11 protein-coding genes are annotated in these 12217 nt (G+C 71.6%); 6 read left to right on the top strand and 5 right to left on the bottom strand.

The features are described 5' to 3' along the window. Positions 1 to 34: 34 nt before the first annotated feature. Positions 35 to 2053: a prolyl oligopeptidase family serine peptidase gene (locus ABT247_RS26095; RefSeq protein WP_350746652.1), complete on the bottom strand. Its 2019-nt coding sequence runs from the start codon at positions 2051 to 2053 to the stop codon at positions 35 to 37. 81 nt (positions 2054 to 2134) lie between these two features. Continuing rightward, positions 2135 to 3643, bottom strand: coding sequence for a peptide MFS transporter (locus ABT247_RS26090; RefSeq protein WP_350746649.1), 1509 nt, complete (start codon positions 3641 to 3643; stop codon positions 2135 to 2137). 330 nt (positions 3644 to 3973) lie between these two features. Here ABT247_RS26090 and ABT247_RS26085 point away from each other — a divergent pair, with 330 nt between their 5' ends. Together ABT247_RS26085 and ABT247_RS26080 are read left to right on the top strand one after the other, a co-directional pair. Further along, complete coding sequence (locus tag ABT247_RS26085) at positions 3974 to 4648, top strand: response regulator transcription factor (protein ID WP_030290974.1); 675 nt, start codon at positions 3974 to 3976, stop codon at positions 4646 to 4648. A gap of 87 nt (positions 4649 to 4735) precedes the next feature. Further along, positions 4736 to 5983: a sensor histidine kinase gene (locus ABT247_RS26080; RefSeq protein WP_350746646.1), complete on the top strand. Its 1248-nt coding sequence runs from the start codon at positions 4736 to 4738 to the stop codon at positions 5981 to 5983. 101 nt (positions 5984 to 6084) lie between these two features. On the opposite strand, the gene ABT247_RS26075 is transcribed toward ABT247_RS26080, so the two are convergent. Further along, positions 6085 to 6591, bottom strand: coding sequence for a GtrA family protein (locus ABT247_RS26075; RefSeq protein WP_350746643.1), 507 nt, complete (start codon positions 6589 to 6591; stop codon positions 6085 to 6087). Between the two features lie 298 nt (positions 6592 to 6889). On the opposite strand from ABT247_RS26075, the gene ABT247_RS26070 reads away from it, so the two are divergent. The 3 genes from ABT247_RS26070 to ABT247_RS26060 are packed head-to-tail and all read left to right on the top strand — an operon-like array spanning position 6890 to position 9789. After that, positions 6890 to 8029: a 5-(carboxyamino)imidazole ribonucleotide synthase gene (locus ABT247_RS26070; protein ID WP_350746640.1), complete on the top strand. Its 1140-nt coding sequence runs from the start codon at positions 6890 to 6892 to the stop codon at positions 8027 to 8029. After that, complete coding sequence (gene purE, locus ABT247_RS26065) at positions 8026 to 8550, top strand: 5-(carboxyamino)imidazole ribonucleotide mutase (RefSeq protein ID WP_350746637.1); 525 nt, start codon at positions 8026 to 8028, stop codon at positions 8548 to 8550. Before ABT247_RS26070 ends, purE begins: the two co-directional genes overlap by 4 nt. 33 nt (positions 8551 to 8583) lie before the next feature. After that, positions 8584 to 9789, top strand: a complete 1206-nt coding sequence (locus ABT247_RS26060) for a dipeptidase (protein ID WP_350746635.1) — start codon at positions 8584 to 8586, stop codon at positions 9787 to 9789. Between the two features lie 65 nt (positions 9790 to 9854). Here the strand turns inward: ABT247_RS26060 and ABT247_RS26055 are convergent, their stop codons facing one another. After that, on the bottom strand, positions 9855 to 10268 hold the full coding sequence (locus ABT247_RS26055) for a CoA-binding protein (protein ID WP_350746632.1): 414 nt from the start codon (positions 10266 to 10268) through the stop codon (positions 9855 to 9857). Positions 10269 to 10416: 148 nt separating this feature from the next. After that, entirely contained in the window at positions 10417 to 11754 is a 1338-nt protein-coding gene (locus ABT247_RS26050; protein WP_350746629.1) for a UDP-glucose dehydrogenase family protein, read from the bottom strand. A gap of 197 nt (positions 11755 to 11951) precedes the next feature. Between ABT247_RS26050 and ABT247_RS26045 the strand changes: the two genes are divergently transcribed. Then, positions 11952 to 12217: acyl-CoA dehydrogenase family protein (locus ABT247_RS26045; RefSeq protein WP_350746626.1), on the top strand; the 266-nt coding region annotated here is incomplete at its 3' end.

Genomic DNA, 12217 nt, shown 5'->3' with positions numbered 1-12217 from the left:
GTCGGCTCGGCCGACTTCCTGCGCGCCCGGGTGGCTATTGAGCGGCCAGCGACCGGCGTAGGAAGTCCAGTTCGTGGTGCAGCAGGTTCTCGACCACGGCCTCGTCCGTCGGCCGGTGGGCGGTTGCCCGCAGGGGCAGGACTTCGTGGGGGCGGCCGGCGGCGAGCAGGGCGCTGGAAAGCCGCAGGGTGTGGGCGGGGTGGACGTTGTCGTCGGCCAGGCCCTGGATCAGCAGCAGCGGGCGGCTCAGGTTCGGCGCCTCGGCGATGAGGGAGCCGTCGTCGTAGTGCTCGGGGTACTGGTCGGGGTGGCCGAGGAAGCGTTCCTGCCAGTGGGTGTCGTAGAGGCGCCAGTCGGTGGGGGCGGCCCCGGCCGAGGCGGCGTGGAAGACGTCCGGCCGCCTCAGCACCGCGAGGGCGGCCAGGTAGCCGCCGAAGGACCAGCCGCGGATGCCGACCCGGTCGAGGTCGAGCAGTCCGGGCCGCAGCCGGGCCGTCTCCCGCAGGCCGTCGATCTGGTCCTCCAGCGGGGGCCCGGCCTTGTCACCCCAGACCGTCTTGTCCCACTGCGGCCCGCGGCCGGGGGTGCCTCGTCCGTCTATGACCAGCACCGCGAAACCCTGGTCGGCGAACCACTGCGACACCTGCTCGTGCCAGACGCCTCCGGTGGTGACCTTCTGCATCGCGGGCCCGGCGTACGGGTCGAGCAGTACGGGCAGCGGGCCGTCGCCGGGGCGGTACCCGGTGGGTAGGTAGAGCGCGGCGCGCAGTTCGCGAGGGCCGAGGCGGAGCAGCTCGGGGCGGGCGGTGACCACGGGAGCTTCGGCGTACGAGGTGAGGGCGAGCGGCGGGCGGCCCTCCCGGAGCACGGTGGAACGGACACCCTCGGACCGGGTGGTGAGCACCAGCGTGCCGCCGCGCCGTACCCCGTCGTGCAGGCCCGGGCCGTCGCTCAACTGCCGCAGGCCGAGGTCGGGCCGGTAGACCCACAGGTGCGTCTCCGTAGGTTCCTCGGAGGCGGTGAACAGCACCTCCTCGCCCTCCGTCCCGACCACCGCCCGCAGCTGCAGCCCGTTCGGCGTGACGGGCTTGCCGTCGACGGTGAGCCGCCGGGTGTCGCCGTCATCCGTGGTGTCGACCAGCGCCCCGCCCGCCGTCCGGACCGGAAGGCCGGGGACCAGCTCGATCCAGTGCGGGTCCGTCCGCTCGGCGAGCAGCCGGGTGGCGCCGTCCGGCTCGATCGCGAGCGTACGCACCGTGCGCTGGTCGCGGCTCTGCACGGCGGCGTACGGGCCGTGGCCGTCCCAGCCGGCGGCGGTGAGGTACTCGAACGCATCGCGGTCCCAGCGGACCTCGACCCGGCTGCCGTCGAGGCCGAGCAGCCAGAGCGAGACGTCGGCGTTGGCGGTGCCGGCCAGTGGGTAGCGGATGGCGCGCGGCTGCTGCTGCGGGTCTGCCGGGTCGGCGAGGAAGAGCCGGATGACAACGCGCTCGTCGACGCGGGCGACCAGCAGCGCGGTGCCGTCAGGGGACCACCAGTAGCCGCGGGTGCGCTCGAACTCCCCGGCAGCGACGTACTCGGCGAGGCCGTACGAGACGTCCTCGGCCTCGGGCTCGGCCAGCAGCCGGTCGCCCGTGCCGTCCGCGCCGACCACCCGCAGGGCGCCGCCGCTGACGTAGGCGATCGTGCGGCCGGTCGGGTCGAGCCGTACCTCCTGCGGCTCGCCGGTGCAGCGGATCGGACGGGCGCCGCCGTCGACGGTGTCGGCCAGCCACAGCGCGCCGTCCAGCGCAAAGACGGCGAGAGAGCCGCTGTCATCGCTGCTGTACGCGGTGATGCCGCCGGCAGCGCCGAGCGCCCCCGGGTCGGCGATCAGCCGCTCCTCACCGGTCGCGGTGTCCAGTGCCCACAGGCAGATGAGCGGGTCGGTACCGCCCCGGCTGCGCAGGAACAGCACGGTGGCGCCGTCGGCGGAGGGCTCCGGCTGGGTGGGGACCCCCAGAGTGAACCGGCGGGTACGGGCTAGCTGCTGCGGGAACGAGTCGGTGGCCATGCGGGCACCGTAGGCGGAAAACGACCGGGGCCGCCGGGGATCTCAGGAATCCACGGCGGCCCCGGAGCGGGAGGGCGGACGTCAGTGCACGTCGCCCATGAGCTTGACGACCTTCTTGCGGTACATCGCCAGCGCGACACCGGCGACGATCGCCATCACGCCCTGGACCGCGAAGTACGCGGTGCCGCCGACCACCTTGTCGCCCAGCACCAGCTGGAAGATGGCGGCGACGCAGTCGCCCGCGGTGACGGCGAGGAACCAGACACCCATCATCTGGCTGGCGTACTTGGTGGGGGCCAGCTTGGTGGTGACGGACAGGCCGACCGGGGAGAGGGTGAGCTCACCGACGGTCTGGACCAGGTAGACCATGGCCAGCCACAGCGGGGTGACCTTGGTGTCGCCGTGGGCGGCGGCCATCGCCAGCATCATGACGATGAAGGAGGCGCCGATCATCAGCAGGCCGAAGGCGAACTTCATGGTGGTGCTGGGGTTCTTCGACCGGCGGGCCAGGGCGACCCAGATCCAGGCGAAGACCGGGGCCAGCGCCATGATGTAGAGCGGGTTGAGCGACTGGAACCAGCTGGACGGGAAGTCGATCCCGAACAGGGTCGACGCGGTGTGCTCGTCGGCGAAGACGTTCAGCGTCGAGCCGGACTGGTCGTAGATCATCCAGAACACGGCGGCGGCGACGAAGAACCAGATGTAGCCGCTCATCTTGGACTGCTCTTCGGCGTCCAGGTCCTTGTCGCGCTTCACCTTGGCGAAGACGAACACCGGGATCGCCAGGCCGGCGATGGACAGCGGCCAGATCGCCCAGTTGATGGTGAAGTGCCCGGTGAGGCCCACGACCGCGTAGAAGACCGCCGCGACGGCCAGCCAGATGCCGGCCTTGGTGAAGATCTTCCGCTTCTCCTCGGCGCCGATCGGCGAGGTGACCACGTTGCTCTTCGGGCTCAGGTGGCGGGTGCCCAGCAGGAACTGGAACAGGCCGAGGGCCATGCCGATGCCGGCCAGGGCGAAGCCGAGGTGCCAGTTGACCGTCTGGCCGACGGTGCCGACGACCAGCGGGGCGACGAAGGCACCGAGGTTGATGCCCATGTAGAAGATCGTGAACCCGCCGTCCCGGCGCGGGTCGTTCGGCCCGTCGTAGAGGTGGCCGACCATCGTCGAGATGTTGGCCTTGAGCAGGCCCGAGCCGACCGCGATGAAGACCAGGCCGACGAAGAAGGACGCACTGACCGGAACGGCCAGCAGGAAGTGGCCGATCATGATGATCGTGCCACCGAGGGCGACCGTCTTGCGGGCGCCCAGGAAGCGGTCCGCGATCCAGCCGCCGGGGAGGGCCAGCAGGTAGACCATGGCCGTGTAGACGCTGTACACGGCGGCGGCGACCGCCGTCTTCATGCCGAGGCCGCCGTCCGCTATGGAGGCGGTCATGTAGAGCACCAGCAGGGCACGCATGCCGTAGTAGCTGAAGCGCTCCCACATCTCGCTCATGAAGAGAGTGGCGAGTCCCCGGGGGTGCCCGAGGAAGGTCTTGCCGCTGGGAGAGGCCGACGTGACGCCGGCGTCCAGGGTCGTAGACGCCATGAGTAGTGGTTCCTTGCCTGACAGCGTCCGCCTAGGGGGGTGGCAGCGGACGTGGACTCGAACCACTCTACGTGGCCACATTTGGCGTTATCAGATGACAAAACTCTCGAATCGGGTATGGGAATGGCAAAGTCCGCCCTAGATCCGCCCGACTGATCCATGGTGCGGGGCCAAGTCTTCCTTCAGATACAAGATCCAATGGGAGAATCTTCGCCGAACGACCGGTCGGCGGCACCGCGTTGACACCCGAATGGCCCTTGTATAACGATCACGCTCTGTGAAGCACCTCACAGGGCCTACGGCCATACCCGGGCGGACTACCATCACCACATGACCTGTGTGCTGCTCGCCGAGGACGATCCGGCGATCTCCGAACCGCTCGCCAGGGCCCTGCGACGCGAGGGCTACGAGGTGCTCGTCCGCGAGGACGGTCCGACCGCACTGGCCGCCGGCCTCACCGAGGAGGTCGACCTCGTCGTCCTCGACCTCGGACTCCCCGAGATGGACGGCCTGGAGGTCTGCCGCCGCCTGCGCGCGGACGGCAAGAGCTGCCCCGTCCTGGTGCTCACCGCCCGCGCCGACGAGGTCGACACCGTGGTCGGCCTGGACGCCGGCGCCGACGACTACGTCACCAAGCCCTTCCGCCTGGCCGAGCTGCTCGCCCGCGTCCGGGCCCTGCTGCGGCGCGGCAACGTCGACCAGCTCACCACCGGAGCGCACGGGGTCAAGATCGACATCGAGTCCCACCGCGCCTGGCTCGGCGAGGAGGAGCTCACCCTCTCCGCCAAGGAGTTCGAGCTGCTGCGGGTGCTGGTCCGCGACGCCGGCCGGGTGGTCACCCGCGAGGAGATCATGCGGCAGGTCTGGGACACCACCTGGTGGACCTCGACCAAGACCCTCGACATGCACATCTCCTGGCTCCGCAAGAAGCTCGGCGACGACGCGGCGAACCCCCGCTACATCGCCACCGTGCGCGGGGTCGGGTTCCGGTTCGAGAAGAACTAGCCCCGTACGTTCGAGAAGAATGAGCCCCGTACGGAGACCGTGGCCGGGCGCCGGCCGATGACGTGGAACACCTCGGGGAGCAGCAGCGTGAAACGCCGGATGATCAACTCGCTGCTGGTCGTCGTCCTGGTGGTGGTCGTGGTGTTCTGCGTGCCGCTCGCCCTGGTCGAGAAGCGGACCATCGTCAACTCGGCCCAGGACCGGGTCGACGCGGCCGCCGTCCGGGTGCTCGCCCTGGTGGAGAGCCGGCTCGCCGACCAGGAGTCGGTCAACAACGGGCGCGTCTTCGAGAGCCAGGTCACCGAGGGCAGCTACGTCGAGGTGCAGATCCCCGGCCAGCAGGTGGTCTCGGCCGGTGAGCGCCCGGCCGGGGACCACCTGCTGAAGGCCGTCGAACGCGGCAACAGCGGCGAGATCGTCACCGTCGAGCAGTCCCGCGAGGACGTCGACCACGAGATCGCCAACAACCTGCTGCTGCTCGGGGTGGTCGCCCTGCTGGCCGTCCAGGCCGCCGTGGCGCTCGCCGTGTGGCAGGCCAAGCGGCTCGCCCGGCCGCTCACCGAGCTCGCCGAGACCGCCGAACGGCTCGGCTCCGGCGATCCGCGCCCGCGCGACCGCCGGTACGGGGTGCCCGAACTGGACCGGATCGCCGAAGTGCTGGACACCAGCGCCGAGCGGATCGCCCGGATGCTCACCGCCGAACGCCGGCTCGCCGCCGACGCCTCGCACCAGCTGCGCACCCCGCTGACCGCGCTGTCCATGCGGCTGGAGGAGATCACCGCCCTCGCCGAGGAACCGGAGACCGTCAAGGAGGAGGCGACCATCGCCCTCCAGCAGGTCGAGCGGCTCACCGACGTCGTGCAGCGGCTGCTCACCACCCAGCGCGACCCCCGCAGCCCCACGGCCGTCGCCTTCGACCTGGACGAGGTGATCAAGCAGCAGGTGGAGGAATGGGGCCCGACGCTGCGCGAGCAGGGCCGGGTGCTGTCGCTGGAGGGGCTGCACGGGGTCACCGCCGTCGGCACCCCCGGGACGGTGGCCCAGGTGCTGGCCACCCTGATCGAGAACTCCCTGATGCACGGCGCCGGGACGATCACCCTGCGGGTCCGGCCCTCCGGCACCTCCGTGGTGGTCGAGGTGCAGGACGAGGGCGCGGGGGTGCCGGCCGACCTCGGCAACCGGGTCTTCGAACGCGCGGTCAGCGGCCGCAACTCCACCGGCATCGGCCTGGCCGTCGCCCGCGACCTCGCGGAGGCGGACGGCGGCCGGCTGGAGCTCCTCTCGCTGAAGCCGGCCGTGTTCGCGCTCTTCCTCGGGCGCAGCCACGAGGACTAGTCACGGGGGCTGGTCGCGAGGGCTGGTCGCGACGGGCTGCCGCGGCGGATCTGCCACGACAGCCCGGGCGCTCGGCCTGCTCGGTCCGCCGGCCTGCTCGGCTACTCGGCCTTGGCGTAGCGGATCTGCTCGGCGGCCAGCATCAGCTCGGCCTGAGCGGCCAGCTCCTGGCCGTCGGCGGCGGCGTCGAGGGTCGGGACGGGCTCCGGCAGTGCCTTGAACACCCAGCTGCGGTAGGAGACGAAGCGGAACACGGTGGCCACGCCGAGGCCGATCACCTTGGCGCCGAGTTGCTCGTAGTGCGAGTCCAGGTGCAGCACGTACACCGTGAAGGCGAGGACCCCGGTCTCGATCAGCATGCCGATGCCGCTGAAGACCAGGAACAGCGTGATCTCCCGCTTGCGCGAGGCCGCGTCCCGGTCCCGGTACAGCCAGTAGCGGTAGCCGAGGTAGTTGGTGGCGATCGCGATCACGGTCGCCGCGATGTTGGAGCGCAGCGAGGCCAGGCCCAGGCCGTTGATGCAGACCCAGAACACGGCGAAGTTGACCACCACGCCGCTCAGGCCGACGACGCCGAACTTCACGACTTCACCCGTGAGCCCGCGCATCCTCTGCATGAGCGGGGGTTTCGAAGCTGCGGTCCTCGCCATACCGGGCTGCCTCCATGTGCCTGCGGACGAAAGGGGGCCCGGCACGGGACCCGGCCACCTCGAGCCCTGCGTGCGCACACATGATCCGACTGCGCGGACGAGGACCTGGCCGTCCAGGCTACCCGCTTCCATCGAACGGCTCAGCCCTCCCGCCCCCGGGTTGACATCTACGCGCGTCCACTACTCACTGCCCCACCGCGGCTCCACCACCCCCCACCGGCCCGGATATCCTGGCCGGGTGACTTCCCCGGGCAATGTGAATTTTCCAGTGGTGGGCGTGATCGGCGGCGGGCAGTTGGCCCGCATGGCACACCAGGCGGGCATCCCGCTGGGGGTCCGGTTCAAGCTCCTCGCCGACACGCCGCAGGACTCCGCCTCCCAGGTGGTCTCCGAGGTCGTCCTCGGCGACTACCGCGACCTCGACACCCTGCGCCGCTTCGCCGCCGGCTGCGACGTGATCACCTTCGACCACGAGCACGTCCCCACCGAGCACCTGCGGGCCCTGGAGGCCGACGGCGTCGCCGTCCGCCCCGGCCCGGACGCGCTGGTCAACGCCCAGGACAAGGGCGTGATGCGGGCCAAGCTCGACTCCATCGGCGTGCCCTGCCCCCGGCACCGGATCGTCGCCGACCCGGCCGACGTCACCGCCTTCGCCGAGGAGGGCTCCGGCTACCCGGTCGTGCTGAAGACCGTCCGCGGCGGCTACGACGGCAAGGGCGTCTGGGTCGTGGACGACGAGGAGCAGGCACAGGCCCCGTTCCTGGCCGGCGTCCCGGTGCTGGCCGAGGAGAGGGTCGACTTCCTCCGCGAGCTGGCCGCCAACGTGGTCCGCTCGCCCAGCGGCCAGGCCGTCGCCTACCCGGTCGTCGAGAGCGTCCAGGAGAACGGCGTCTGCGCCGAGGTCACCGCCCCCGCGCCGGACCTCGACCCCGCCCTCTCCGACCAGGCCCAGCAGCTCGCCCTGCGGATCGCCGGGGAGCTCGGCATCGTCGGCCACCTCGCCGTCGAGCTGTTCCAGACCCGGGACGGCCGCATCCTGGTCAACGAGCTGGCCATGCGGCCCCACAACTCCGGGCACTGGACCCAGGACGGCGCGGTCACCTCGCAGTTCGAGAACCACCTGCGGGCCGTCCTCGACCTCCCGCTCGGCGACCCCCGGCCGCGCGCCAGGTGGACCGTCATGGTCAACGTCCTCGGCGGCGACTACCCGGACATGTACCACGCCTTCCTGCACTGCATGGCCCGCGACCCCGGGCTGCGGATCCACATGTACGGGAAGGACGTGAAGCCCGGCCGCAAGGTCGGCCACGTCAACGTCTTCGGGGACGACCTCGACGACGTCCGCGAGCGCGCCCGCCACGCGGCCGCCTACCTGCGAGGAACGATCACCGAATGACAACCCCGGTTGTTGGCATCGTCATGGGCTCCGACTCCGACTGGCCCGTCATGGAAGCCGCCGCCCAGGCCCTGGACGAGTTCGAGATCCCCTACGAGGTGGACGTCGTCTCGGCCCACCGGATGCCCCGCGAGATGGTCGCGTACGGCGAGAACGCCCACCGGCGCGGCCTGAAGGCGATCATCGCCGGCGCCGGCGGCGCGGCCCACCTGCCGGGCATGCTCGCCTCCGTCACCCCGCTGCCGGTCATCGGCGTGCCGGTGCCGCTGCGCTACCTCGACGGCATGGACAGCCTGCTGTCGATCGTCCAGATGCCGGCCGGCGTGCCGGTGGCGACCGTCTCGGTGGCCGGCGCGCGCAACGCGGGCCTGCTCGCGGTGCGGATGCTCGCCGCCTTCGACGCCGAACTCGCCGAGCGGATGACCGACTTCCAGGCCGAGCTGAACAGCCAGGCCACCGAGAAGGGCAAGAAGCTGCGGGCCAAGGTGGCCGGCTCCGCCTCCTTCGGCTTCGGCAAGTAACCCCGCTGGTCGGGGTGGGGTAGAACAGCCCGTATGACTTCTCAGACGGACTCCGCCACCCTGCTGGACCGCGCCCGGGCCCTGCTCCGCACCGCGCCGGTGGTGGACGGTCACAACGACCTCCCCTGGGCCATGCGCGAGCAGGCCGGGTACGACCTCGGCGCGCTCGACCTCGCCGCCGACCAGAGCGACCGCCTGCACACCGACCTCGCCCGCCTCGCGGAGGGCGGGGTCGGTGCCCAGTTCTGGTCCGTCTTCGTGCCCGGCTCGCTGGCCGGCGACCACGCGGTGAGCGCCACCCTGGAGCAGATCGACTTCGTCCACGCCCTGGTCGAGCGCTACCCCGACCGGCTGCGCCTGGCCCGCACCGCCGCGGACATGGAGGCCGCCCGCGCCGAGGGCCGGATCGCCTCGCTGATGGGCGCCGAGGGCGGCCACTCCATCGACTGCTCGCTGGCCACCCTGCGCGCCCTGTACGAGCTGGGCGTGCGGTACCTGACGCTCACCCACAACGACAACGTCCCGTGGGCCGACTCCGCGACCGACGAGCCCGTCGCCGGCGGGCTGACCCGGTTCGGCGAGGAGGTCGTCCGGGAGATGAACCGGCTCGGCATGCTGGTCGACCTCTCGCACGTCTCCGCCGACACCATGCGGGACGCCCTGCGGGTCACCGAGGCGCCGGTGGTCTTCTCGCACTCCTCCGCCCGCACCGTCTGCGACCACCCGCGCAACGTCCCGGACGACGTGCTCGCCCAGCTGCCCGCCAACGGCGGGGTGGCGATGGCGACCTTCGTCCCGAAGTTCATCCTGCCCGCCGCCATCGACTGGACGCTGGCCGCCGACGAGAACATGCGCGCCCACGGCTTCCACCCGCTGGACACCACCCCGCCCGCCATGGAGTGCCAGCGCGCCTTCGAGGCCACCCACCCGCGCCCGCCCGCCACCCCGGCCACCGTCGCCGACCACCTCGACCACATGCGCGAGGTCGCCGGCATCGACCACATCGGCATCGGCGGCGACTTCGACGGCACCGCCTTCCTGCCGGACGGACTCGACTCGGTGGCCGGCTACCCCAACCTGGTCGCCGAACTCCTCGACCGCCGCTGGTCGGAGGCCGACCTGGCCAAGCTCACCTGGCACAACGCGGTGCGCGTCCTGCGTGACGCCGAGTCCGTCGCCGCCTCCCTGCGGACCAGCCGCCGGCCGTCCATCGCCACCATCGCCCAGCTGGACGGCTGACCGCCGGCGGCCCACCGCCGACCTGGCCGCTGACGGCTGACGGCTGACGGCTGACCGCCGGCGGCTCAGCCGAGCCGCGGGATCTCGATGGCCGGGCACCTGTCCATCACCATGGCCAGCCCGGCCGCCCGGGTCCGCTCGTACGCGGCCTCGTCCACGACGCCGAGCTGGAACCAGACCGCCTTCGCCCCGACCGCCACCGCCTGGTCGGCCACCTCCCCGGCGAGCGCGCTGTTCACGAACACGTCCACCACGTCGACCGGGAACGGGATCTCGGCGAGCGAGGCGTAGCCCTGCTCGCCGAGGACCGTCTCGGCCTTCGGGTGCACGGGGACGACCCGCTTGCCGTAGCGCTGGAGGACCCGGGCCACGCCGTGGGCGGCCCTGGCCGTGTTGGTGGAGAGGCCGACCACGGCCCAGGTGTCCCCGGTGCCGGTGAGGATCTCGCGGACCGTCGCGTCGTCGCCGTAGCTCGTCATGCCGGTACCAACGGCGCCCGGGCGTGCGGGATTCCGGTGCGCCTCAGGACGTCGGGACGCGCCCGCCCCGGTGTGCGGGGCCGGGCGCTCCGAGGGGCCGGCCTCAGGTGGGCCGTCCTCAGGTGGGCCGTCCTCGGGTGGGCCGGCCTCAGCTGGGGCGGCCGAGGGCGCGGTACGTCCAGCCGGCGCTGCGCCAGGCGTCGGCGTCGAGGACGTTGCGGCCGTCCAGGAGGCGGCGTTCGGCGACGACGGCGCCGAGCTCGGCCGGGTCCAGCTCGCGGAACTCGGCCCACTCGGTCAGGTGGAGGACGACGTGGGCGCCCTCGGCGGCCTCCAGGGCGGAGGCGGCGTAGGCGAGCGAGGGGAACATCTTGCGGGCGTTGTCCACGGCCTTCGGGTCGTAGACGGTGACCTGGGCGCCCTGGAGCTGGATCTGGGCGGCCACGTTGAGGGCGGGGGAGTCGCGGATGTCGTCCGAGTTGGGCTTGAAGGCGGCACCGAGGACGGCCACCCGACGGCCCAGGAAGCCGCCGCCGCACTGCTCGCGGGCCAGCTCGACCATCCGCGAGCGGCGCCGCATGTTGATCGAGTCGACCTCGCGCAGGAAGGTCAGCGCCTGGTCGGCACCGAGTTCGCCGGCCCGGGCCATGAACGCCCGGATGTCCTTGGGCAGGCAGCCGCCGCCGAAGCCGAGGCCGGAGTTGAGGAACTTGCCGCCGATCCGCTCGTCGTAGGAGAGCGCCTTGCTCAGCTGGGTGACGTCCGCGCCGGCCGCCTCGCAGACCTCGGCCATCGCGTTGATGAAGGAGATCTTGGTGGCCAGGAAGGAGTTGGCGGCGGCCTTGACCAGCTCGGCGGTCGCGAAGTCGGTGACCAGGAACGGCACGCCGGCCGCGATCGGTTCGGCGTACACCTCGCGCAGCAGCCGCTCGGCCCGCTCGCTCTGGGCGCCGACCACGATCCGGTCCGGCCGCAGGGTGTCCTGGACGGCGAACCCCTCGCGCAGGAACTCCGGGTTCCAGGCGAGTTCGGCGGCCTCGCCGACCGGCGCCAGCGCGGCCAGCCGCTCGGCCAGCCGGGCCGCCGAGCCGACCGGCACGGTGGACTTGCCGACCACCAGGGCCGGGCGGGTCAGATGCGGCGCCAGGTCGTCGATCGCGGTGTCCACGTACGACATGTCGGCGGCGAACTCGCCCTTGCGCTGGGGAGTGTTGACGCAGACGAAGTGCACGTCGGCGAACTCCGCGGCCTCCTTGGCGGAGGTGGTGAAGCGCAGCCGCCCGGTCGACCCCTCGTGCCCGGCCACGTGCTTGAGCAGCAGTTCCGACAGCCCCGGCTCGTACATCGGGACGCGTCCTGCGGTGAGGGTGGCGATCTTGTCGGGATCGATGTCCAGACCCAGCACCTCGAAGCCGAACTCGGCCATCGCGGCGGCGTGCGTGGCGCCGAGGTAGCCGGTGCCGATCACTGAGATGCGGAGGGTCACGGGTTCCCCTTGAGTTGCGGGTTCGACCAGTAGAGGTGTGCTGATGCTATCCGCCCGGGCCGGTCGGGCCGGGATCGCCCGGCTCCGGAGGACGCTAGGCAGTCGCAGGTCGGAGCCCTAGGATCTCTACTGAACGGTAGTTAACCCCGGATTCGACGTCGATCAGACTTCGGTCACTGGACCACGAGGCAGGCATCATGGCGGGCAGCGCGGCTGACTTCGATCTCTTCCGCATCTCCGAGGAGCACGAGATGCTCCGTGAGGCGGTGCGTTCGCTGGCCGAGGCGAAGATCGCGCCGTTCGCGGCGGAGGTGGACGAGCAGGGGCGGTTCCCGCAGGAGGCGTTGGACGCGTTGCGGGGCAATGACCTGCATGCGGTGCACGTGCCGGAGGAGTACGGGGGTGCGGGGGCGGACGCGCTGGCGACGGTGATCGTGATCGAGGAGGTCGCGCGGGTGTGCGG

It is taken from the genome of Kitasatospora sp. NPDC001539 (assembly GCF_040298565.1).
Lineage (GTDB): Bacteria > Actinomycetota > Actinomycetes > Streptomycetales > Streptomycetaceae > Kitasatospora.
Note: the sequence above shows the minus strand (reverse complement) of the source record. Positions and strands in the feature narration are given on the sequence as shown.

Bases quoted from the DNA above. Each gene is read 5' to 3' on its own strand.
- ABT247_RS26095 (WP_350746652.1), bottom strand. From the start codon at position 2,053: ATGGCCACCGACTCGTTCCCGCAGCAGCTAGCCCGTACCCGCCGGTTC.
- ABT247_RS26090 (WP_350746649.1), bottom strand. From the start codon at position 3,643: ATGGCGTCTACGACCCTGGACGCCGGCGTCACGTCGGCCTCTCCCAGC.
- ABT247_RS26085 (WP_030290974.1), top strand. From the start codon at position 3,974: ATGACCTGTGTGCTGCTCGCCGAGGACGATCCGGCGATCTCCGAACCG.
- ABT247_RS26075 (WP_350746643.1), bottom strand. From the start codon at position 6,591: ATGCGCGGGCTCACGGGTGAAGTCGTGAAGTTCGGCGTCGTCGGCCTG.
- purE (WP_350746637.1), top strand. From the start codon at position 8,026: ATGACAACCCCGGTTGTTGGCATCGTCATGGGCTCCGACTCCGACTGG.
- ABT247_RS26060 (WP_350746635.1), top strand. From the start codon at position 8,584: ATGACTTCTCAGACGGACTCCGCCACCCTGCTGGACCGCGCCCGGGCC.
- ABT247_RS26055 (WP_350746632.1), bottom strand. From the start codon at position 10,268: ATGACGAGCTACGGCGACGACGCGACGGTCCGCGAGATCCTCACCGGC.